The organism is Pseudomonas sp. GW821-FHT02B10, assembly GCF_059421865.1.
The window spans coordinates 86,513-108,531 of the sequence record NZ_JBWKVU010000008.1; the positions used below are offsets into that span (position 1 = coordinate 86,513).

Annotated in this window: 18 protein-coding genes; 15 read left to right on the plus strand and 3 right to left on the minus strand. The window is 57.4% G+C overall.

The window, feature by feature from the left end; genetic code table 11:
• Positions 1 to 35 precede the first annotated feature (35 nt).
• The 3 genes from mupP to AC07VU_RS18275 all read right to left on the minus strand — a co-directional run bounded on the left by mupP (position 36) and on the right by AC07VU_RS18275 (position 2,806).
• On the minus strand, positions 36 to 707 hold the full coding sequence (gene mupP / locus AC07VU_RS18265) for an N-acetylmuramic acid 6-phosphate phosphatase MupP (RefSeq protein ID WP_007932213.1): 672 nt from the start codon (positions 705 to 707) through the stop codon (positions 36 to 38).
• 4 nt (positions 708 to 711) lie between these two features.
• Positions 712 to 1,410 (minus strand): bifunctional 2-polyprenyl-6-hydroxyphenol methylase/3-demethylubiquinol 3-O-methyltransferase UbiG, encoded by a 699-nt coding sequence (ubiG, locus tag AC07VU_RS18270; protein WP_007932212.1) that lies wholly within the window; start codon positions 1,408 to 1,410, stop codon positions 712 to 714.
• A 64-nt stretch (positions 1,411 to 1,474) separates the two neighbouring features.
• Positions 1,475 to 2,806 carry a TRZ/ATZ family hydrolase gene (locus AC07VU_RS18275; protein WP_087092376.1) on the minus strand — a complete coding sequence of 444 codons (1,332 nt, stop codon included), beginning with the start codon at positions 2,804 to 2,806 and terminating at the stop codon, positions 1,475 to 1,477.
• Positions 2,807 to 2,914: 108 nt separating this feature from the next.
• Between AC07VU_RS18275 and mtnA the strand changes: the two genes are divergently transcribed.
• The 15 genes from mtnA (at position 2,915) to AC07VU_RS18350 (ending at position 22,019) form a co-directional block, all read left to right on the plus strand.
• Positions 2,915 to 3,991, plus strand: coding sequence for an S-methyl-5-thioribose-1-phosphate isomerase (gene mtnA, locus AC07VU_RS18280; RefSeq protein WP_085531771.1), 1,077 nt, complete (start codon positions 2,915 to 2,917; stop codon positions 3,989 to 3,991).
• Positions 3,992 to 4,346: 355 nt separating this feature from the next.
• Positions 4,347 to 7,016 carry a DNA gyrase subunit A gene (gene gyrA / locus AC07VU_RS18285; protein WP_007932208.1) on the plus strand — a complete coding sequence of 890 codons (2,670 nt, stop codon included), beginning with the start codon at positions 4,347 to 4,349 and terminating at the stop codon, positions 7,014 to 7,016.
• A gap of 64 nt (positions 7,017 to 7,080) precedes the next feature.
• Complete coding sequence (serC, locus tag AC07VU_RS18290; RefSeq protein ID WP_025805551.1) at positions 7,081 to 8,166, plus strand: 3-phosphoserine/phosphohydroxythreonine transaminase; 1,086 nt, start codon at positions 7,081 to 7,083, stop codon at positions 8,164 to 8,166.
• Positions 8,166 to 9,260: a prephenate dehydratase gene (pheA, locus tag AC07VU_RS18295; protein ID WP_009045010.1), complete on the plus strand. Its 1,095-nt coding sequence runs from the start codon at positions 8,166 to 8,168 to the stop codon at positions 9,258 to 9,260. Before serC ends, pheA begins: the two co-directional genes overlap by 1 nt.
• Positions 9,261 to 9,270: 10 nt before the next feature.
• Complete coding sequence (hisC, locus tag AC07VU_RS18300) at positions 9,271 to 10,383, plus strand: histidinol-phosphate transaminase (RefSeq protein WP_492571820.1); 1,113 nt, start codon at positions 9,271 to 9,273, stop codon at positions 10,381 to 10,383.
• Positions 10,384 to 10,411: 28 nt separating this feature from the next.
• Positions 10,412 to 12,619: a bifunctional prephenate dehydrogenase/3-phosphoshikimate 1-carboxyvinyltransferase gene (locus AC07VU_RS18305; protein WP_495030257.1), complete on the plus strand. Its 2,208-nt coding sequence runs from the start codon at positions 10,412 to 10,414 to the stop codon at positions 12,617 to 12,619.
• On the plus strand, positions 12,616 to 13,305 hold the full coding sequence (cmk, locus tag AC07VU_RS18310; RefSeq protein ID WP_007931317.1) for a (d)CMP kinase: 690 nt from the start codon (positions 12,616 to 12,618) through the stop codon (positions 13,303 to 13,305). Before AC07VU_RS18305 ends, cmk begins: the two co-directional genes overlap by 4 nt.
• A gap of 121 nt (positions 13,306 to 13,426) precedes the next feature.
• The gene (gene rpsA / locus AC07VU_RS18315; RefSeq protein ID WP_007931318.1) at positions 13,427 to 15,121 is read left to right on the plus strand and encodes a 30S ribosomal protein S1; all 1,695 of its coding nucleotides are present in this window, start codon (positions 13,427 to 13,429) and stop codon (positions 15,119 to 15,121) included.
• 215 nt (positions 15,122 to 15,336) lie between these two features.
• Positions 15,337 to 15,621, plus strand: coding sequence for a hypothetical protein (locus AC07VU_RS18320; protein ID WP_274304301.1), 285 nt, complete (start codon positions 15,337 to 15,339; stop codon positions 15,619 to 15,621).
• Positions 15,622 to 15,805: 184 nt separating this feature from the next.
• Complete coding sequence (gene ihfB, locus AC07VU_RS18325) at positions 15,806 to 16,099, plus strand: integration host factor subunit beta (RefSeq protein WP_038577089.1); 294 nt, start codon at positions 15,806 to 15,808, stop codon at positions 16,097 to 16,099.
• Positions 16,100 to 16,123: 24 nt separating this feature from the next.
• Positions 16,124 to 16,363 (plus strand): LapA family protein, encoded by a 240-nt coding sequence (locus tag AC07VU_RS18330; protein WP_274304300.1) that lies wholly within the window; start codon positions 16,124 to 16,126, stop codon positions 16,361 to 16,363.
• Positions 16,364 to 17,037: 674 nt separating this feature from the next.
• Positions 17,038 to 18,480, plus strand: a complete 1,443-nt coding sequence (locus AC07VU_RS18335) for a mannose-1-phosphate guanylyltransferase/mannose-6-phosphate isomerase (RefSeq protein WP_274304299.1) — start codon at positions 17,038 to 17,040, stop codon at positions 18,478 to 18,480.
• 124 nt (positions 18,481 to 18,604) lie between these two features.
• On the plus strand, positions 18,605 to 19,975 hold the full coding sequence (locus AC07VU_RS18340; RefSeq protein WP_274304298.1) for a phosphohexomutase domain-containing protein: 1,371 nt from the start codon (positions 18,605 to 18,607) through the stop codon (positions 19,973 to 19,975).
• On the plus strand, positions 19,972 to 20,766 hold the full coding sequence (locus AC07VU_RS18345) for an ABC transporter permease (RefSeq protein WP_274304297.1): 795 nt from the start codon (positions 19,972 to 19,974) through the stop codon (positions 20,764 to 20,766). The genes AC07VU_RS18340 and AC07VU_RS18345 overlap by 4 nt, the downstream gene beginning before the upstream one ends.
• Positions 20,766 to 22,019, plus strand: coding sequence for an ABC transporter ATP-binding protein (locus AC07VU_RS18350; protein WP_274304296.1), 1,254 nt, complete (start codon positions 20,766 to 20,768; stop codon positions 22,017 to 22,019). The genes AC07VU_RS18345 and AC07VU_RS18350 overlap by 1 nt, the downstream gene beginning before the upstream one ends.

A 22,019-nucleotide genomic window follows, 5' to 3' on the forward strand; every position in this document is an offset into this window, starting at 1 on the left:
AACCTCGGGAAATCAGAAGCGAAAGCCTGGGCAGATCAGCAGCTGCACAGCGCCTGGTCCAGGACCTGGCGCAGTTCCAGCGGATGGTCGACCACCACATCGGCGCCCCAGTGCTTGGGATTGTCGTCCGGATGGATGTAACCGTAGGTCACGGCGGCGGTCCTGGTGCCTGCGTCGCGGCCCGACTCGATGTCGCGCAGGTCGTCACCGACGAACAGTACGCTGGCCGGGTCGAGGTCGAGCATCTTGCACGCCAGGATCAATGGTTCCGGATCGGGTTTGCTGTTCTTCACGTGATCCGGGCAGATCAGCAGGGCGGAACGTTCCGCCAGGCCCAACTGCTGCATGATTGGCTCGGCAAATCGCACCGGCTTGTTGGTGACCACGCCCCAGAGCAGATTGGCCTTCTCGATATCGGCCAGCAGCTCGGCCATGCCGTCGAACAGTTTGCTGTGCACCGCGCAATGCTTGAGGTAACGCTCCAGAAACTCCAGGCGCAGCTCCTCGAAACCCGGGGATTCCGGGTCCATCGAGAAGGTCACGGCGACCATCGCCCGGGCGCCACCGGAGATTTCGTCACGGATATGTTTGTCCGCGATCGGCGCCAGGCCGCGGTCGGCGCGCATGGCCTGGCAGATGGCGATGAAGTCCGGCGCGGTGTCGAGCAGGGTGCCGTCCATGTCGAAAAGAACTGCTCTGATACGCATGGGCTTATTCCTCCCGCAGGGTCTGGATCATGTAGTTGACGTCGACGTCGGCGGCCAGCTTGTAGTGCTTGGTCAGCGGGTTGTAGGTCAGGCCGATGATGTCCTTGACGGTCAGGCCGGCGTCACGGCTCCAGGCGCCCAGCTCGGAAGGCCGGATGAATTTCTTGAAGTCATGGGTGCCGCGCGGCAGCAGCTTCATGATGTATTCGGCGCCGATGATGGCGAACAGGTAGGCCTTTGGATTGCGGTTGATGGTGGAGAAGAACACCTGGCCGCCGGGCTTGACCATGCGAAAGCACGCGCGGATCACCGAGGAGGGGTCCGGTACGTGCTCGAGCATCTCCAGGCAGGTGACGACGTCGAACTGTTCGGGCATTTCCTCGGCCAGGGCTTCGGCGGTGATCTGCCGATACTCGACGTTTACCCCAGACTCCAGTTGATGCAGTTGTGCAACCGCCAGCGGGGCCTCGCCCATGTCGATACCCGTTACCGTGGCGCCGCGCTGGGCCATGGCTTCGCTGAGGATGCCGCCGCCGCAACCGACGTCGAGGACTTTCTTGCCCGCCAGGTTGACGCGTTCGTCAATCCAGTTGACCCGCAGCGGGTTGATATCGTGCAGCGGTTTGAATTCGCTCTCGCGGTCCCACCAGCGATGGGCGAGGGCTTCGAATTTGGCGATTTCGGCGTGGTCGACGTTACTCATGGGTAATCCTCTGAATCTGGAAAATTCTGGCTGTCGGTCTCGAGCCGGGGCTCGAGGGTTCCTGCTATTCGGTATGGCCGCTGATGCGCCGGCCCCAGGCTGTCGCCGTGGCGTGCAGCTGTTGTTCGTCCAGGCGCGTCAGGCGCCGGTCGTCGAGCAATTGCTTGCCGGCGACCCAAAGGTGTTTCACGCAATCGCGGCCGGTGGCATATATAAGCTGCGAAACCGGGTCATAGATCGGTTGCTGCGCCAGGCCGGACAGGTCAAAGGCCACCAGGTCCGCGGCCTTGCCGAGTTCCAGCGAGCCGATCTCGCTCTCCAGGCCCAGGGCCCGCGCGCCGTTGAGGGTGGCCATGCGCAGCGCCTGGTGGGCATTCAGGGCGGTGGCCGAGCCTGCCACGGCCTTGGCCAGCAGTGCGGCGGTGCGGATTTCACCGAGCAGGTCCAGGTCGTTGTTGCTGGCGGCCCCGTCGGTGCCTACTGCAACATTGACGCCAGCCTGCCACAGCCGTTCCACCGGGCAGAAGCCGCTGGCCAGTTTCAGGTTCGACTCCGGGCAATGAATGACATTGCTATTGGTTTCTACCAGCAAAGCCAGGTCGTCATCGCTGATTTGGGTCATGTGTACGGCCTGGAAGCGCGGTCCGAGCAGTCCCAGTCGCGCCAGGCGGGCCAGGGGCCGCTCGCCGTGCCGGGCGACGGCCTGTTCCACCTCGAAGGCGGTTTCATGGACATGCATATGAATGGAGGCATCGAGTTCTTCGGCAATGATCCGGATCTTCTCCAGGTTTTCGTCGCCGACCGTGTAGGGCGCGTGGGGACCGAAGGTGATCTTGATGCGCGGATGATGCTTGAGGTCGCTGAACAGCTCGACGCCCTGGCGAATGGCCTCGTCGGCGCTATGGGCGCCCGGAATCGGAAAGTCGAGGACTGGAATGGCGATCTGCGCCCGAATGCCGCTGTTGTGCACGCGCTCGCTGGCAACCTTCGGAAAGAAGTACATGTCGGAAAAGCAGCTGATACCGCCTTTGAGCTGTTCGGCGATGGCCAGGTCGGTACCGTCGCGGACGAAGGCTTCATCGACCCATTTGGCTTCGGCGGGCCAGATGTGGTTCTCCAGCCAGGTCATCAGCGGCAGATCGTCGGCCAGGCCGCGGAACAGGGTCATCGCCGCGTGGCCGTGGGCGTTGATCAGGCCAGGGCTGAGCAGCATGCCCGGCAACTCGCGGACCTCAGCAGCCTGCAGCTTCAAGGCCGCGGCGCGCGGGCCGATGAACACGATGCGGCCGTCGCGGATACCCAGGCCGTGCTCCTTGAGCACCACGCCGGCCGGTTCAACAGGCACCAGCCAGGTCGGCAACAGGAGTAGGTCGAGCGCAACGACAGGGTTCGGCATCGAAGATCGGTTCCAGGGCGTTTGTGGAGGATGGCGAAGTATACCCGAGCGTCTTCGCCGGGGGATCGCTATAATCGGCGGCTTTTGTTCATGAGTGCGGGGTGAGGGATGCGCGATCGACTGTTGGCAGCGGAGAAGGTGAAGGCCATCGATTGGCGGGATGACGCCCTGTATCTGCTCGATCAGCGTATTTTGCCCTTCGAGGAAAGCTGGATTGCCTACACCAGCGCGGCTGGCGTCGCGCAGGCCATTCGCGAAATGGTGGTGCGTGGCGCGCCGGCAATCGGCATTAGCGCCGCATATGGCGTGGTCCTGGCGGCGCGCGCGCGTTTTGCCGCCGGCGGTGACTGGCAGGCAGCGATGGAGCAGGACTTCGCGCTGCTCGCCGACTCGCGTCCGACCGCGGTCAACCTGTTCTGGGCGCTGAACCGCATGCGTGAACGCCTGGAGCGCCTCAAGGGCCATGCCGACCCGCTGGCGGTGCTGGAGGCGGAAGCCCTGGCCATTCATGAAAGCGACCGCGAAGCCAACCTGACCATGGCCCAGCTGGGTGTCGACCTGATTCGCCGGCATCAGGGCAATGCCCAGGCTATCCTGACCCACTGCAATACCGGCGCCCTGGCGACCGGCGGCTTCGGAACGGCCCTGGGGGTGATTCGCGGGGCCTTTATCGAAGGTATGGTCGAGCGGGTGTATGCCAATGAAACCCGTCCCTGGCTGCAAGGCTCGCGGCTGACCGCCTGGGAGCTGGCCAACGAAGGCATCCCGGTGACCTTGAATGCCGACTCCGCTGCCGCACACATCATGAAAACCAAGGGCGTGACCTGGGTGATCGTCGGCGCCGACCGCATTACCGCCAATGGCGACGTGGCGAACAAGATCGGCACCTATCAGCTGGCGGTCAATGCAATGCACCACGGCGTGCGTTTCATGGTGGTCGCGCCGAGTTCGACCATCGACATGGCCCTGGCCAGTGGCGAAGACATTCCGATCGAGGAGCGTGATGGCAAGGAGTTGCTCGAAGTCGGCGGCAAGCGGGTAGGGGCGGATGTGGAGGCCTACAACCCGGTATTCGACGTCACCCCGGCGGACCTGATCGACGCCATCGTCACCGAGAAAGGCATAGTCGAGCGTCCCGACACCGCGAAACTGGCCCAGTTGATGTGCCGCAAGCGCTTGCACTGAGATCATTTTGCAAAAGGTTTCGCTGACGGCTGCCGTGGGGTGGTCGTCAGTCCGGGAAAAAATCCGCATTTACGCGCGAAATCAGCCTCTGAGCTTCTCTCGTCTCTTATCAGCCTGTCACCGGTCAACTAACTATGCTCCATGCGCATCAGGGGGATAGGTGCGTGGCGGCGATTGTGATAACATCCGGCGGTTTCCAAGGTGGTCCGAAGTGACCGCCTTCACTGCGCAAATCCATGGCATAACTTGTTGATTTGTCGTAAGTCGGTGCATGGCACTAGGCCTGCAGCGGCGAGCTTCGTTCGTCCCATATGGATGTGACGAAGTTTCACCAGAAAAAGGAATCAGGCTTCTCATGGGCGAACTGGCCAAAGAAATCCTCCCGGTCAATATCGAAGACGAGCTGAAACAGTCCTATCTCGACTACGCGATGAGCGTAATCGTCGGGCGGGCACTGCCTGATGCGCGCGATGGCTTGAAGCCCGTGCACCGGCGTGTGCTGTACGCGATGAGCGAGCTCGGTAACGACTGGAACAAGCCGTACAAGAAATCTGCCCGTGTTGTCGGTGACGTGATCGGTAAGTATCACCCGCACGGTGATACCGCGGTGTACGACACCATCGTTCGTATGGCCCAGCCATTCTCCCTGCGCTACCTGCTGGTAGACGGCCAGGGTAACTTCGGTTCGGTCGACGGCGACAACGCGGCGGCCATGCGATACACCGAAGTGCGCATGACCAAGCTGGCGCACGAGCTGCTGGCCGACCTGCACAAGGAAACCGTGGACTGGGTGCCGAACTACGACGGCACCGAGCTGATCCCCGCGGTCATGCCGACCAAGATCCCCAACCTGCTGGTCAACGGTTCCAGCGGTATTGCCGTGGGCATGGCGACCAACATTCCGCCGCATAACCTCGGCGAAGTCATCGACGGTTGCCTGGCCCTGATTGACAACCCGGAGTTGACCGTCGATGAGCTGATGCAGCACATCCCGGGCCCGGACTTCCCGACGGCGGCGATCATCAATGGTCGTGAAGGCATCATCGAAGCCTACCGTACCGGTCGCGGGCGCATTTACATGCGTGCCCGCTCGATCATCGAGGACATCGACAAGGTCGGTGGCCGCCAGCAGATCGTCATCACCGAGCTGCCTTACCAACTGAACAAGGCGCGTCTGATCGAGAAGATCGCCGAACTGGTCAAGGAGAAGAAGCTCGAAGGCATCACCGAGCTGCGCGACGAGTCCGACAAGGACGGTATGCGCGTAGTGATCGAGCTGCGTCGTGGCGAAGTGCCGGAGGTGATCCTCAACAATCTCTACGCCCAGACCCAGCTGCAGAGCGTGTTCGGTATCAACATCGTTGCGCTGATCGACGGTCGTCCGCGGATCCTCAACCTGAAGGACCTGCTGGAAGCCTTCGTGCGTCACCGCCGTGAAGTGGTGACCCGTCGTACCGTGTTCGAACTGCGCAAGGCTCGTGAGCGTGGTCACATTCTCGAAGGCCAGGCTGTTGCCCTGTCGAACATCGACCCGGTCATTGCCCTGATCAAGGCCTCGCCGACCCCGTCGGAAGCCAAGGAAGCGCTGATCAGCACGCCTTGGGAATCCAGCGCGGTGATGACCATGGTCGAGCGTGCCGGCGCGGATTCCTGCCGTCCGGAGAACCTCGATCCGCAATACGGTCTGCGCGACGGCAAGTACTTCCTGTCGCCAGAGCAGGCGCAAGCCATTCTGGAATTGCGTCTGCACCGCCTGACCGGCCTCGAGCATGAAAAACTGCTGGCCGAGTACCAGGAGATCCTCAACCAGATCGGCGAGCTGATCCGCATCCTCAACAGCGCCACGCGCCTGATGGAAGTGATCCGCGAAGAGCTGGAAGTGATTCGCGCCGAATACGGCGATGTGCGTCGCACCGAGATCCTCGATGCCCGTCTCGACCTGACCCTGGGCGACATGATTCCGGAAGAAGAGCGCGTCGTGACCATTTCCCACGGCGGCTATGCCAAGACCCAGCCTCTGGCCGCGTACCAGGCCCAGCGTCGTGGCGGCAAAGGCAAGTCGGCAACCGGCGTCAAGGATGAGGACTACATCGCTCACCTGCTGGTGGCCAACAGTCACACCACGCTGTTGCTGTTCTCCAGCAAGGGCAAGGTCTACTGGCTGAAAACCTATGAAATCCCCGAGGCGTCCCGTGCCGCCCGCGGTCGTCCGCTGGTCAACCTGCTGCCGCTGGATGACGGTGAATACATCACCACCATGCTGCCGGTCGAGGAATACACCGAGGGTCACTACATCTTCATGGCGACCGCCAACGGCACCGTGAAGAAGACCCCGCTGGAATCCTTCAGCCGTCAGCGCAGCGTCGGTCTGATCGCGCTGGAGCTGGACGAGGGCGACGTGCTGATTTCCGCCGCGATCACCGATGGCGAGCGCGAAGTCATGCTGTTCTCCGATGGTGGCAAGGTGACTCGCTTCAAGGAGTCCGACGTTCGTGCCATGGGCCGTACCGCCCGTGGTGTGCGTGGCATGCGTCTGCCGGAAGGGCAGAAGCTGATCTCCATGCTGATTCCGGAAGAAGGCAGCCAGATCCTCACCGCTTCGGCGCGTGGTTATGGCAAGCGCACGGCGATCACCGAGTTCCCTGAGTACAAGCGTGGCGGTCAAGGCGTTATCGCCATGGTCAGCAACGAACGTAACGGCCGCCTGGTCGGAGCGGTCCAGGTGCTCGACGGCGAGGAAATCATGCTGATTTCCGACCAGGGCACCCTGGTGCGCACCCGGGTCGATGAAGTGTCCAGCCTGGGCCGTAACACCCAGGGCGTGACCTTGATCAAGCTGGCCAGCGACGAAACGCTGGTAGGCCTGGAGCGGGTTCAGGAGCCGTCGGAAGTCGAAGGCGACGAATTGGAAGACGAGGATGGCGAGGTGCTTGAGGGCGCTGTGCTGGATGCGGCGACCGACGCGGATGATGCCGTCGAAGGCCAGCAGGCTGACGCCGCGGGCGAAGAAGAGTCGCAAGACTAAATAAATCGTAGCAGGGCAGAGTGTTTGCTCTGTCCGCTACCGTGAATGCATAGCGAGAGTGGATGTGAGCAAACGAGCCTATAACTTCTGCGCAGGTCCCGCTGCGCTACCTGAAGCTGTCCTGTTGCGTGCCCAGGCCGAATTGCTGGATTGGCATGGCAAGGGCCTGTCGGTCATGGAGATGAGCCATCGCAGCGATGAGTTCGTCTCCATCGCCACCAAGGCCGAGCAGGATCTGCGTGATCTGCTGAATATCCCCTCGAACTATAAAGTGCTGTTTCTGCAAGGCGGCGCCAGCCAGCAATTTGCTCAGATCCCTCTGAACCTGTTGCCGGAAAATGGCACGGCCGACTATATCGACACCGGTATCTGGTCGCAGAAAGCCATTGAAGAAGCCTCGCGCTACGGCCATGTCAATGTGGCTGCCACCGCCAAGCCTTACGATTACTTCGCCATCCCTGGCCAGAACGAATGGCAGCTGTCGAAAGACGCGGCCTACGTGCACTACGCGCCGAACGAAACCATCGGCGGCCTGGAATTCCAGTGGATCCCGGAAACCGGCGACGTTCCGCTGGTGGCCGACATGTCTTCCGACATCCTCTCGCGCCCTGTGGATATCTCCCGTTTCGGCATGATCTATGCCGGCGCGCAGAAAAACATCGGCCCGAGCGGCATCCTGGTCAATATCGTTCGCGAGGACCTGCTGGGTCGCGCGCGCGCGCTGTGCCCGACCATGCTCGACTACAAGGTCGCGGCGGACAACGGCTCGATGTACAACACTCCGCCGACCCTGGCCTGGTACCTGTCCGGCCTGGTGTTCGAGTGGCTCAAGGAGCAGGGTGGGGTGGAAGCCATCGCCAAGCTCAATGACGTCAAACAACGCACCCTGTACGACTTCATCGACGCCAGCGGCCTGTACAGCAACCCGATCAACAAGTCGGACCGCTCGTGGATGAACGTGCCGTTCCGCCTGGCCGATGACCGTCTGGACAAGCCGTTCCTGGCCGGCGCCGATGCGCGTGGCCTGCTGAACCTCAAGGGGCACCGTTCGGTAGGCGGCATGCGCGCCTCCATTTACAACGCTGTCGACATCAATGCGGTCAACGCGCTGGTGGCCTACATGGCAGAGTTCGAGAAGGAACACGGCTAATGTCTGAGCAAGAACTCAAGGCACTTCGCCTGCGCATCGACGCTCTGGACGAGAAAGTCCTGGAGCTGATCAGTGAGCGCGCGCGCTGCGCCCAGGAAGTCGCGCGAGTAAAGATGGCCTCGCTGGCCGAAGGCGAAGTGCCGGTGTTCTATCGTCCTGAGCGTGAAGCTCAGGTGCTCAAGCGGGTGATGGAGCGCAACCAGGGGCCGTTGGGCAACGAAGAGATGGCACGGCTGTTCCGTGAAATCATGTCGTCCTGCCTGGCGCTCGAGCAGCCGCTGAAAGTGGCCTACCTCGGTCCGGAAGGTACCTTCACCCAGGCCGCGGCCATGAAGCACTTCGGTCACGCGGTGATCAGCAAGCCAATGGCGGCGATCGACGAAGTGTTCCGTGAGGTGGCGGCGGGAGCGGTAAACTTTGGCGTGGTGCCTGTGGAAAACTCCACCGAGGGTGCGGTCAACCACACCCTCGACAGTTTCCTGGAGCACGACATGGTGATCTGCGGCGAGGTCGAGCTGCGTATCCACCATCATCTGCTGGTCGGTGAAAACACCAAGACCGACAGCATCAGCCGCATCTACTCCCATGCCCAGTCCCTGGCGCAGTGCCGCAAGTGGCTGGATGCCCATTATCCGAATGTCGAGCGGGTGGCGGTTTCCAGCAACGCCGAGGCGGCCAAGCGGGTCAAGGGCGAGTGGAACTCGGCGGCCATCGCCGGTGATATGGCGGCGAGCCTGTATGGCTTGACCCGCCTGGCCGAGAAAATCGAGGATCGCCCGGACAACTCCACGCGCTTCCTGATGATCGGCAACCAGGAAGTGCCGCCGACTGGCGACGACAAGACCTCGATCATCGTTTCCATGAGCAACAAGCCCGGCGCTTTGCATGAGCTGCTGGTGCCTTTCCATGACAACGGTATAGATCTGACGCGTATCGAAACCCGGCCTTCGCGCAGCGGCAAGTGGACCTATGTGTTCTTCATCGACTTCGTCGGCCACCACCGCGATCCATTGATCAAGGGTGTGCTGGAAAAGATCAGTCAGGAAGCAGTGGCACTCAAGGTGCTGGGTTCCTACCCGAAAGCGGTTCTCTGAGGCTTTAACAATGAGTGGCGACTTCCTCGCTCTGGCACAGCCGGGCGTGCAACAACTTTCGCCTTACGTTCCGGGCAAGCCCGTGGACGAACTGGCACGCGAGCTGGATATCGATCCGGCGAAAATCGTCAAGCTGGCGAGTAACGAAAACCCGCTGGGCGCCAGCCCCAAGGCGCTGGCGGCGATACGCGAAGAGCTGGCCGAGTTGACCCGTTACCCGGATGGCAATGGCTTTGCGCTCAAGACCCTGCTGGCCGAGCGCTGTGGCGTCGAGCTGGCGCAGGTCACCCTGGGCAATGGTTCCAACGACATCCTGGAGCTGGTCGCCCGCGCCTATCTGGCGCCTGGCCTGAATGCGGTGTTCAGCGAACACGCCTTTGCGGTCTATCCAATCGTTACCCAGGCCGTGGGGGCCGAAGCCCGTGTGGTTCCGGCTAAAGACTGGGGACATGACCTGCCGGCCATGCTGCAGGCCGTCGATGCTGATACCCGGGTGGTCTTTATCGCCAACCCGAACAATCCGACCGGCACCTGGTTCAGCGCCGAGGCGCTGGACGATTTCCTCCAGGACGTACCGGCTCATGTACTGGTGGTGCTGGACGAGGCTTACATCGAATACGCCGAAGGCAGCGACCTGCCGGATGGCCTGGATTTTCTGGCGGCCTATCCGAACCTGCTGGTTTCGCGAACCTTCTCCAAGGCCTACGGCCTGGCTGCGTTGCGCGTGGGTTATGGCTTGTCGGCTCCGACCGTTGCCGATGTGCTCAATCGCGTCCGCCAGCCCTTCAACGTCAACAGCCTGGCCCTGGCGGCGGCGTGTGCGGCGCTGGAGGATACCGATTACCTGGCCGAGAGCCGTCGCTTGAACGAGGCGGGCATGCAGCAGCTGGAATCCGGCTTCCGGGAACTGGGCCTGAGCTGGATCGCTTCCAGGGGCAACTTCATTGCGGTGGATGTCGGGCGGATTGCCGCACCGGTGTTCCAGGGCTTGTTGCGTGAAGGGGTGATCGTGCGTCCGGTGGCCAACTACGGCATGCCGAATCACCTGCGCGTGACCATTGGCCTGCCGGCTGAAAACACCCGTTTCCTCGAGGCTTTGGCCAAGGTTCTGGCTCGTGGTTGATGTCATTCCAGTGCAACCTGCGGTGCCTATGATCGGTCGCCTGGTGGTGGTCGGTCTGGGACTGATCGGCGGTTCCTTTGCCAAGGGCCTGCGTGAAAGTGGCGTATGTCGTGAAGTGGTCGGTGTCGATCTCGATCCGCAATCGCGCAAGCTGGCCGTTGAGTTGGGTGTGGTGGATCGCTGTGAAGAAGACCTGGCGCTGGCGTGCCGGGGCGCTGATGTGATCCAGCTGGCGGTGCCGATTCTGGCCATGGAAAAGTTGCTGGCGATTCTGGCAGGCATGGATCTGGGGCAGGCGATCCTGACCGATGTCGGCAGCGCCAAGGGCAATGTGGTGCGAGCAGCGACCGAGGCTTTTGGCGGCATGCCGCCGCGCTTCGTCCCGGGGCATCCGATCGCCGGTTCCGAACAGAGCGGGGTGGAAGCCGCCAATGGCCAGTTGTTCCGTCGCCACAAAGTGATCCTGACGCCGCTGGAGCAGACCGATCCGGCAGCGCTGGCGGTGGTCGACAAACTCTGGCGGGAGCTGGGGGCGGATGTCGAGCATATGCAGGTCGAGCGCCACGATGAAGTGCTGGCGGCGACCAGTCATCTGCCGCACTTGCTGGCGTTCGGTCTGGTCGATTCGTTGGCCAAGCGCAGTGAAAATCTGGACATCTTCCGCTACGCTGCGGGCGGTTTCCGTGATTTCACGAGAATCGCCGGTAGTGACCCGGTCATGTGGCACGACATCTTCCTCGCCAATCGCGAAGCTGTCCTGCGCACACTCGATACATTTCGCAACGACCTCGACGCCTTGCGCGACGCGGTCGATGCAGGGGATGGGCACCAGTTGTTGGGCGTATTCACTCGCGCCCGGGTTGCTCGCGAGCATTTCAGTAAAATCCTGGCCCGTCGGGCCTATGTGGACGCTATGAACTCCAATAACCTGATTTTCCTGGCAAATCCTGGTGGCCGCCTGACTGGGCGGATTCGTGTACCAGGCGACAAGTCGATTTCTCACCGTTCGATCATGCTCGGCTCCCTGGCTGAAGGTACTACCGAAGTCGAAGGCTTCCTCGAGGGCGAAGACGCCCTGGCGACGCTGCAGGCTTTCCGTGACATGGGCGTGGTGATCGAAGGTCCGCACCATGGTCGCGTGACCATTCATGGCGTCGGCCTGCATGGCTTGAAGCCGGCTCCGGGGCCGATCTACCTGGGCAACTCCGGCACCTCGATGCGCCTGCTGTCCGGCCTGCTGGCTGCGCAGGGTTTCGATAGCGTGCTGACGGGCGATGCATCGCTGTCCAAGCGTCCGATGAATCGCGTAGCCAATCCGCTGCGCGAGATGGGGGCAGTCATTGAAACCGCAGCGGAAGGGCGTCCGCCGATGACCATCCGTGGTGGCCATAAGCTCAAAGGCCTGACTTACACCATGCCAATGGCCAGTGCCCAGGTTAAGTCCTGCCTGCTGTTGGCTGGCCTGTACGCCGAAGGCAAGACCACTGTGACCGAGCCTGCGCCAACCCGCGATCACACCGAGCGCATGCTGCGCGGCTTCGGTTACCCGGTAGCGGTCGACGGCGCCACGGCCTCGGTCGAGTCCGGCGGCAAGCTGCAGGCGACCCATATCGAAGTGCCTGCGGATATCTCCTCGGCGGCCTTCTTCCTGGTGGCTGCGTCCATCGCCGAAGGTTCCGAGCTGGTGCTCGAGCATGTTGGCATCAACCCTACTCGTACTGGGGTAATCGATATCCTGCGTCTGATGGGGGCTGATATCAGCCTGGAAAACCAGCGTGAGGTCGGCGGCGAGCCTGTGGCGGACCTGCGGGTTCGTGCGGCGAAGCTCAAGGGGATCGAGATTCCGGAAGAGCTGGTCCCGCTGGCGATCGACGAATTCCCGGTGCTGTTCGTTGCCGCAGCCTGCGCCGAAGGGCGTACCGTACTGCGTGGCGCCGAAGAGTTGCGGGTCAAGGAGTCCGACCGCATCCAGGTAATGGCCGATGGTTTGCTGGCCCTGGGCGTCAAGTGCGAGCCGACGCCGGACGGTATCATCATTGATGGCAGCCAGATTGGTGGTGGCGAAGTGCACGGGCATGGCGATCACCGTATTGCCATGGCTTTCAGCGTGGCTTCATTGCGTGCCAATGCGCCAATCCGCATCCATGACTGCGCCAACGTTGCCACGTCCTTCCCGAACTTCCTTACGCTATGCGCACAAGTCGGCATTCGTGTTGCGCAAGAGGCCCAGTCGTGAACATCAAGGCGCCAGTCATCACCATCGATGGGCCAAGCGGCTCGGGCAAGGGCACCATTGCCGGGATTCTGGCCAAACGCTTGGGCTGGTGCCTGCTGGATTCCGGTGCCTTGTACCGCTTGCTGGCTTTTGCCGCGCGCAATCATGGTGTCGACCTGACCAATGAGGAGTCGCTGAAACTGCTGGCGGCTCATCTGGATGTGCAATTCGTCGGAGCGACCGAAGGTCATCCGCAACGCATCATTCTGGAGGGTGATGACGTCACCGACGACTTGCGCAACGAGCAGGTCGGCGCCTGGGCCTCCCAGGTTGCGGCGCTGCCGGCCGTGCGCGATGCGCTGTTGCAGCGTCAGCGAGCTTTTCAGGAGCCGCCGGGGCTAGTGGCCGATGGGCGTGACATGGGGACAGTGGTATTTCCCGATGCGCCCCTGAAGATATTCCTCACCGCAAGTGCCGAGGAGCGCGCGCGCCGTCGCTACTTGCAGTTGAAGGGAAAAGTCGATGGTGTTAGTCTGTCGAGTCTGCTAGATGAGATTCGTGCGCGCGATGAGCGTGACACCCAGCGAGCAGTCGCCCCGCTCAAACCGGCGGTTGACGCTATACAGCTGGATTCCACGGAGTTGTCCATCGAGCAGGTGCTGGAGCGCATTCTGAGCGAAATCGCCATTCGCGATATCGCCGGGTGACCAAGGAGGAGCGCAGGGGACCAGTCATAGTCCTGCGGTCCTTCTTTTATATGAACGTAACCCACATTGTCTGGGATGTGGCAGATGGGCGTATTCTTCGCCCTTATCAACAGGAATTAAAATGAGCGAAAGCTTTGCGGAACTCTTTGAAGAAAGCCTAAAAACCCTGAACCTTCAGGCAGGCTCCATCATCACCGGTGTTATCGTCGACATCGACTACCAAGCGCGTTGGGTAACCGTTCACGCTGGTCTGAAGTCTGAAGCGCTGATCCCGCTTGAGCAGTTCTACAACGATGCTGGCGAACTGTCCATCAATGTTGGTGATGAAGTTCACGTTGCTCTGGATTCGGTTGAAGACGGCTTTGGTGAAACCAAGCTGTCCCGTGAAAAAGCCAAGCGCGCTGAATGCTGGATCGTTCTGGAAGCAGCCTTCGCAGCCGAAGAAGTGGTCAAGGGCGTTATCAACGGTAAGGTTAAAGGCGGCTTCACTGTCGACGTTAACGGCATCCGTGCGTTCCTGCCAGGTTCTCTGGTTGACGTCCGTCCAGTGCGCGACACTACGCACCTGGAAGGCAAAGAGCTCGAGTTTAAAGTCATCAAACTCGACCAGAAGCGCAACAACGTTGTCGTTTCCCGCCGTAGCGTCCTCGAAGCCGAGAACTCCGCTGAGCGTGAAGCTCTGCTGGAATCCCTGCAGGAAGGTCAGCAAGTCAAAGGTATCGTCAAAAACCTCACCGATTACGGCGCATTCGTCGATCTGGGTGGTGTCGATGGCCTGCTGCACATTACCGACATGGCTTGGAAGCGCATCAAGCATCCTTCCGAAATCGTCAACGTTGGCGACGAGATCGATGTCAAGGTTCTGAAGTACGATCGCGAGCGCAATCGTGTTTCCCTGGGCCTGAAGCAGCTGGGCGAAGATCCATGGGTTGCTATCAAAGCCCGTTACCCAGAAAGCACTCGCGTTACCGCTCGTGTAACCAACCTGACCGACTACGGCTGCTTCGCTGAGCTGGAAGAAGGTGTTGAAGGTCTGGTGCACGTTTCGGAAATGGACTGGACCAACAAGAACATCCATCCTTCGAAAGTCGTACAAGTCGGCGACGAAGTGGAAGTTATGGTTCTGGATATCGACGAAGAGCGTCGTCGTATCTCCCTGGGTATCAAACAGTGCAAATCTAACCCATGGGAAGATTTCTCTGGCCAGTTCAACAAGGGCGATAAAATCTCCGGCACCATCAAGTCGATCACCGATTTCGGTATCTTCATTGGTCTGGACGGTGGCATCGACGGTCTGGTTCACCTGTCCGACATCTCCTGGAACGAAGTGGGCGAAGAAGCCGTACGCCGCTTCAAGAAGGGCGACGAGCTGGACACCGTTATCCTGTCGGTTGACCCAGAGCGTGAGCGCATCTCCCTGGGTATCAAGCAACTGGAAAGCGATCCGTTCTCCGAGTACGTTCAAGAGAACGACAAGGGTGCAATCGTTAAGGGTGTTGTGAAAGAAGTTGACGCCAAAGGCGCCATCATCACCCTGGCCAACGATATCGAAGCTACTCTGAAAGCCTCCGAAATCAGCCGTGATCGCATCGAAGATGCTCGTAACGTCCTGAAAGAAGGCGAAGAAGTTGAAGCCAAGATCATCAGCGTTGACCGTAAGAGCCGTGTAATCCAGCTCTCGATCAAGTCGAAAGACGTTGAAGACGAGAAAGAAGCTATCCAGAGCCTGCGCGACAAGCCAGCTGCTTCGGATATCGCTGCTGGTCCTACCACTCTGGGCGACCTGCTGCGTGCACAAATGGAAAAGCAGAACTAAGTTCTGTCAGGCCATAGAAAAAGGGCGACTTCGGTCGCCCTTTTTTGTGTCTGAGATTTGGGTTCTGGCTTCTGGCTTCTGGCTTGAATCTGTCGAGGGGGAAACCAATAGAGTCATTCGGGTGTCTATTTTCTTAAGCGGATCAATAACCTATTCAGGGCTATGCGTGTTTGAGCTGAATGATGGTGGGGCGATTGCCCGGTATAAGGAAGTAGATGAAGAGTCTCATTGTGGTTTTCGCAGTTCTTCTAGTCTTGGTGGGCTGTACGACCAATACCAAGGTCCATGCAGTCCGTGGTGTCAGCGGTATCGAGATCGATTGCTCCGGTCTTGGGGCTGGATGGGACAAGTGCTACAAGCGCGCTGAGCGTGAATGCAAAGGGGATGGCTACAAGGTCATCGCTAGGTCCAGTGATGCCAAGGACGAGGAGGGTGACTATCCCTTTGGCTGGAATCCTGCGGGTTACCTCACGCGGACCATGCTTGTCATGTGCCGCTAGTAGGATGGCGTGGTGGGAGGTCAAATTGCTGCAAGGTTTTTCGTTTTGGGTGTTGTTGAATACCTTCGTTTATAGCGTTTTCGCAAGGTGGGAGATAAGTCAATGCTTGGGCTGTTCAAAATCTCCCGGTCGTGCTAAAACCTTTGAAGCGCTTATCTAGCTGCTTGAAAAAGAAGGGAAAAATATGACGAAGTCGGAGTTGATCGAACGAATTGTCACCCATCAAGGGCTGCTCTCATCCAAGGATGTGGAGCTGGCCATCAAGACCATGCTTGAGCAAATGTCCCAATGCCTAGCAACCGGAGATCGTATTGAGATTCGGGGCTTTGGTAGCTTCTCCTTGCACTATCGTGCACCTCGTGTAGGTCGCAATCCGAAGACAGGCCAGTCTGTCAGTTTGGATGGAAAATTCGTTCCGCATTTCAAGCCGGGCAAAGAGCTTCGGGATCGTGTGAATGAGGATGAAGAAGGGATTTGATCGTTGTAATCTTAGGAGCATTTGATGCGTAACCTAAAACGCATATTTGTTGTAGTGGTTTGCCTATTGTCAGTTTTGGCGATTCTTGCATTCATCTTGGAGAATCAGGAGCCCGTCTCGCTCCTGTTCCTTGGGTGGGCAGGTCCTCAGTTACCAGTTTCGGTTGTTGCAGTCCTGGCGCTGATGATCGGGTTGGTCATCGGTCCTGTCCTTGGCTGGCTTCTGGGGCTGAGAGGTAGGGTGTCACGTAAGAGTCTTGGCTGAAAAGTCTTGCTCTAAAGGGCTGAGGGTGTTGGTCGTGAGGCTACTTGCTTGATGCTGCAAGGCTCTGTTGGTTGGCGACATTGAGGAGAGAAGTGGAGCTGCCTCCTGACGGGTCTATGGCTCTGGCTGCGAGAAGTTGTACTTGAAAGGATCTTGGAGCGTTAATTCGCTATTCTGAGGCCTAATCATTTTCATAGGCTTTTTTGTTGCCTTTGGCTCAATGGTCGACTTGAGTGAAAATTGATCAAAATTATGGCTGATATTATTTTGATGTCAATTACCTGGAAGGCCCGTTTGTTTTTAGATGATTTTTTGTCTCCTGCCTCTGCATGAGTTATTAATTCGTGGCTCTAGCTGTAGAATAGCCACAAGAATAATCTGACCCCGTTCAGTAATGCATACCTCACTCGCGCGGTCTTTCTTTCCTCCTCAAAGAGGGTTTCAGCTTGTCGCAATGTGCCCCCAGAGCAGTCGCTAGACAGTAATATCCGACTGCGGCTGTGCGCGAGCCAATCGGGTTGACGCGCTTGGCTGGGGTCGGATCGAAGCCGAGCTGTTATCTGCAGCCGCTTCGAGTAAGGATTTTGCATCGATGACGGTGCAGGAATGATCGGAAACATAACTGAGCCCCGTTTCTGGATGTATCTGCCAGAGGGGGATTAAGGATTTAGAGCATGGAACTGATTCCCGTAATTTTGTCTGGTGGAGTGGGTAGCCGTTTGTGGCCCGTTTCTCGAGAGGCCCACCCTAAGCCGTTCATGGATCTACCAGATGGCCAGAATCTAATCCAAAAAACTTTCCTTCGTGCCTCTCGCTTGGATGGTGTTGTGGAGGTTCTTACGGTGACCAATCGTGAGCTCCTGTTCAAGACCGAAGACGAATACGGTGTAGTTAATACGGCTAAGCATGCTCAAGGCTTTATTCTAGAGCCTTTTGGTCGCAATACAGCTGCAGCTGTTGCTGCGGCTGCGCTCCAATTGGAAAGTATGCATGGTCCTGATGTTCATATGCTGGTGCTGGCTGCGGATCATCTAATAAAAGACGAAAAGGCCTTTGCAGCGGCTGTAGCCAATGCTACGGCGCTAGCTTCTGAAGGTTGGTTGGTAACCTTTGGTATTCAGCCAACCTATCCTGAAACAGGTTTTGGATACATTGAGGCTCAAAAAGAGGCTCCGTTGGAGAAAGGCCTGAAGGTTGCCCGTTTTGTCGAAAAGCCTGATCTTGAAACGGCTCAAGGTTATGTGAGTGCCGGCAATTACTACTGGAACTCGGGGATGTTCTGTTTCCGGGTTGGTACGGTGCTTGAGGAGCTTCGGCGGCATGCTCCGGACATAGTGGCTGCCGTTTGCAAGACCATCGAAAGTTCGCGCCTCACCTCCTCAGAGAAATATCGTTGCCTTGCACTAGACGCTGATGCATTCGCAGAGGTTCCGGACATCTCCATCGATTATGCATTGATGGAGCGTTCCTCCAAAGTTGCAACCATCCCATGTGATATCGGTTGGAGCGATATCGGTTCTTGGAATGCTGTCAGCGAGTTGACTGCGCCTGATGAGAACGGAAATCGTTTTGAGGGGGAAGTTCTCTCCCATGGTTCTCGGAACAACTATGTTAGTAGCGAGGGTCGACTTACCGCGTTGGTTGGTGTCGAGGACTTGCTGGTAATCGACACTCCTGATGCGGTGATGATTGCCCATAAAGATCACGCTCAAGATGTAAAACATATAGTCAATCAGCTTAAGGCCTGTAGCCATACCGTTCACTTGCTTCATCGTACAGTGCATCGCCCTTGGGGGACTTACACAACGTTAGAGAATGGCGAGCGCTTCAAGATCAAGCGTATTGTAGTAAAGCCCAAGGCGTCCCTATCTCTGCAAATGCATCACCATAGAAGCGAACATTGGATCGTTGTCAGTGGGATGGCAATCGTAGTTAACGATCAGCAAGAGCTGATGTTGAACACCAATGAGTCCACCTTTATTCGTGCCGGCCACCAGCATCGCCTGATGAACCCAGGGGTTATCGATCTGGTACTGATCGAAGTGCAGAGTGGTGACTATTTGGGCGAAGACGACATTGTACGCTTCGAAGACAACTACGGTCGTGTCAATAAGTAACAACACTGAACCCGAACGAGCCCGTACCTTGCGGGGCCCGTGCGCCAGCGACATCAAGCCTGGCGGTCCATTCTTGCCGTTGCCGCCTCCTGGCGGCATCGGACATTTCAGTTATGTGAGTAGAATGTATCCTCCTATCGTGACGCAATGCTTCAAAGCCTATGACATTCGTGGTCAGGTTCCCGCTCAACTCAACGAAGACATCTCCTACCGTATAGGTCGCGCACTCGTGGCCGAGTTGCAGGGGAAAACCTTCGTGGTCGGCCAGGACATGAGGCTCGAAAGCCCGTCTCTGGCTGCAGCGCTGATGCGGGGGATTACCGAAGCTGGGGGCGATGTGATCGACATTGGGTTGTGTGGCACGGAGGAAGTTTACTTTGCCACCAGTCACTACAATGTTGACGGCGGCGTAATGATCACCGCCAGTCATAACCCTAAGGGCTACAACGGGATGAAACTCGTCAAGTTTGAGTCTCGTCCTATCAGCGGCGACACTGGCCTCGATGCTATTCGCCAGCGCGTTGAACAGGGTGACCTGGGCAGTGCTCCGGTAGAAAAGGGCGTGGTTCGTCAGGCGTTTGACAAGAGTAGCTATATCGACCATTTGCTGACTTACGTCGACATCAGTGCCCTGAAGCCCTTGAAGATCCTCGCCGATCCGGGCAATGGAGCAGCCGGTCCTGTGTTGCAGGCGCTGGCGGCACGACTGCCACTGCAGTGGGTATTCATCAATGAAGAACCTGATGGCAACTTTCCAAACGGTGTCCCCAATCCACTGTTGCCAGAGAACCGTGAACTGACACGCGAGGCGCTGCTGGCGAATCACTGCGATATCGGGCTGGCTTGGGATGGCGACTTCGATCGTTGTTTCTTCTTTGATGCCGGTGGTCGGTTCATTGAAGGTTATTATCTAGTTGGCCTTCTGGCTGAGATGCTGCTTATAAAACACCCTGGCAGCAAGATCATCCACGATCCACGGTTGACTTGGAGTACCATCGAGCAGGTTGAACAGGCGGGTGGTATTGCTGTGCAGAGCAAGACCGGTCATGCCTTTATCAAGGAGCGTATGCGCGAGGAAGACGCAGTGTATGGCGGGGAAATGAGCGCTCACCACTACTTCCGGGATTTTGCGTATTGCGATAGCGGGATGATTCCTTGGTTGTTGGTGGCTGAGTTGATGTCGGCCAACGGGAAGAGTCTGGCGCAATTGGTTGATGAGCGTATCTTTGCTTTTCCGTGCAGCGGTGAAATAAATTATCGCGTTGAAAATGTTCAGGCGACGATTGACACAATAAGCAAGGGTTATAGTCATCTGAATCCTGCGATTGATACGACTGACGGGCTGAGCATGGACTTTGGTAATTGGCGCTTCAATTTAAGGGGTTCAAACACTGAGCCCCTGCTGCGACTGAATGTTGAATCGCGTGCCGATAAGGCGACGCTCTCATTGCAGTTGTCACTTCTTGAAGGGTTGATCCTGGGGAAAAATCAATGAGTTCTATGTTTAAAGCGCTTTGGAGCTACCGCGGGTTTATCTCTGGTAGTGTCAAGCGAGAGTTTCAGTCCAAATACAGGAACTCCTTACTTGGTGCGCTCTGGACGGTACTTAACCCCTTAGCCATGATTATCGTATATACGGTGATTTTTTCTGAGGTGATGAGAGCGAAATTGCCAGGTGTCGATAGCACCTTTGGTTACAGTATCTACCTTTGTGCAGGAATACTTACCTGGGGGTTGTTCGCTGAACTTGTTGGGAGAAGCCAAACGGTTTTTATCGAGAATGCCAATTTATTGAAGAAAATCAGCTTTCCTCGTTTGTGTCTGCCAGTGGTGGTTGTCGCGAATGCCGGTATAAACTTCATTATTACATTTAGTATTTTTACTGCCTTTTTAGTCGTTAGTGGGAACTTTCCAGGCTGGGCTTTTGTTGCCATGATACCGTTGTTAGTGATTCTGGTTTTTTTCTCTATAGGGCTTGGCATTACGCTGGGTGTTCTCAATGTGTTTTTTCGAGATGTGGGACAGTTTTTCGGGATTTTTATCACATTTTGGTTTTGGCTAACCCCAATTATTTATCCGGTAAGCGCTCTCTCTGAGAAGCTTCGTGTATTTATCGACCTTAACCCCATGACAAGCCTCATGGCTGCTTTTCAAGGTGTTCTAGTTTCCGGTCAATGGCCACACTGGGAGACTTTGTGGCCGATTATTTCCTTGGCGGCATTCTTGTGCTTTGTGGGGATGCGTTTTTTCCGCAAGCATGCGGGCGAAATAGTGGACGAACTTTGATGGGAAGTATTACGGTTGTTGGATTGGGCAAGGCCTACAAGCAATATCGCACGCGTTGGGGGCGTTTAGGTGAGTGGCTTATTCCGAGACTCAAGCCTCGGCATATCCTCAAGTGGGTCTTGCAAGACATAAGTTTTTCTGTGAATGCGGGTGAGGCTGTAGGGATTATCGGCGTTAACGGTGCAGGAAAAAGCACACTTCTGAAGATGATTACGGGTACAACGCAACCCACGACGGGTAGCGTGAGTATCAACGGGCGAGTTGCTGCGCTGCTAGAGTTGGGTATGGGATTTCACCCAGACTTTACGGGCAGGCAAAACGCCTATATGGCCGGTCAACTGCTTGGGCTTTCCCTAGAGGAAGTGGCTCGTCATATGGTGGAAATTGAAGCATTCGCAGATATAGGTGATTATATAGATCAGCCGGTGCGAGTGTACTCGAGCGGTATGCAAGTAAGGCTGGCTTTTGCGGTGGCAACGGCAGTACGTCCAGAAATTCTTATTGTTGACGAAGCCTTATCGGTAGGGGATGTTGCTTTTCAACGAAAGTGTTATCGGCGTATTGAGCAGTTTCGTGAAAAAGGTACAACTCTACTTTTTGTTACTCATGATACTGAAACAGTTAAAAAGATTTGCGATAAAGCACTTTTTCTACAGCATGGAAGCGTGGCTGCCTTTGGTCCCGCGAAGAGCGTCTGTGACACTTACGAACAAGTTTTGTTTGGTGGTGGGAAAACAGTTTTACCAGTGGTTAAAAGTACCGAGGCTGTTGTCGATCCTAGCTTGCTGAGTGGTTGCGAGCTTTCTTATGGGGATGGGCGAGCCGTCGTCGAATCGATATGGCTGGAAAGTGCAGAGGGGCATCCGGCCAACGTGTTCGGTAGCAACGATAATCTGATACTGAAGTATCGTGTTTGCTTCACTGAGGACGTGACACAAATCGCGTTTGCTTTCATGGTTAAAACCCGGGATGGAGTGGCGCTTTTTGGTATGGATACTGCGGATATGCCAGAGGTTAAAGGTAGAACTTTCTGCGCTGGTGAAAAGCTTTTGTTGAAGTTTGAGTTTGGCAATTCATTTGCGCCCGGAACCTATTATGTGAATTGTGGAGTTCGGGACGATACGGGCGATGTTGCTAAATTTTTGCATCGTCGCATCGATGTGCTCCTGTTTCGTGTGCGGGCGGATGAGGGGACGTTCGCAAAAGCTGGTGTTATAAACGTCCCGGCGAAATTTGAACTTGCTATGGAGTAA

Excerpts from the sequence above, each read along its gene's own strand:
- AC07VU_RS18345 (WP_274304297.1), top strand. The coding sequence starts at position 19,972 with ATGAGTTCTATGTTTAAAGCGCTTTGGAGCTACCGCGGGTTTATCTCT.
- AC07VU_RS18275 (WP_087092376.1), bottom strand. The coding sequence starts at position 2,806 with ATGCCGAACCCTGTCGTTGCGCTCGACCTACTCCTGTTGCCGACCTGG.
- AC07VU_RS18330 (WP_274304300.1), top strand. The coding sequence starts at position 16,124 with ATGCGTAACCTAAAACGCATATTTGTTGTAGTGGTTTGCCTATTGTCA.
- hisC (WP_492571820.1), top strand. The coding sequence starts at position 9,271 with ATGAGTGGCGACTTCCTCGCTCTGGCACAGCCGGGCGTGCAACAACTT.
- mtnA (WP_085531771.1), top strand. The coding sequence starts at position 2,915 with ATGCGCGATCGACTGTTGGCAGCGGAGAAGGTGAAGGCCATCGATTGG.
- mupP (WP_007932213.1), bottom strand. The coding sequence starts at position 707 with ATGCGTATCAGAGCAGTTCTTTTCGACATGGACGGCACCCTGCTCGAC.
- ubiG (WP_007932212.1), bottom strand. The coding sequence starts at position 1,410 with ATGAGTAACGTCGACCACGCCGAAATCGCCAAATTCGAAGCCCTCGCC.
- AC07VU_RS18305 (WP_495030257.1), top strand. The coding sequence starts at position 10,412 with ATGATCGGTCGCCTGGTGGTGGTCGGTCTGGGACTGATCGGCGGTTCC.
- ihfB (WP_038577089.1), top strand. The coding sequence starts at position 15,806 with ATGACGAAGTCGGAGTTGATCGAACGAATTGTCACCCATCAAGGGCTG.
- rpsA (WP_007931318.1), top strand. The coding sequence starts at position 13,427 with ATGAGCGAAAGCTTTGCGGAACTCTTTGAAGAAAGCCTAAAAACCCTG.
- gyrA (WP_007932208.1), top strand. The coding sequence starts at position 4,347 with ATGGGCGAACTGGCCAAAGAAATCCTCCCGGTCAATATCGAAGACGAG.
- AC07VU_RS18335 (WP_274304299.1), top strand. The coding sequence starts at position 17,038 with ATGGAACTGATTCCCGTAATTTTGTCTGGTGGAGTGGGTAGCCGTTTG.
- AC07VU_RS18340 (WP_274304298.1), top strand. The coding sequence starts at position 18,605 with ATGTATCCTCCTATCGTGACGCAATGCTTCAAAGCCTATGACATTCGT.
- pheA (WP_009045010.1), top strand. The coding sequence starts at position 8,166 with ATGTCTGAGCAAGAACTCAAGGCACTTCGCCTGCGCATCGACGCTCTG.
- AC07VU_RS18350 (WP_274304296.1), top strand. The coding sequence starts at position 20,766 with ATGGGAAGTATTACGGTTGTTGGATTGGGCAAGGCCTACAAGCAATAT.
- AC07VU_RS18320 (WP_274304301.1), top strand. The coding sequence starts at position 15,337 with ATGAAGAGTCTCATTGTGGTTTTCGCAGTTCTTCTAGTCTTGGTGGGC.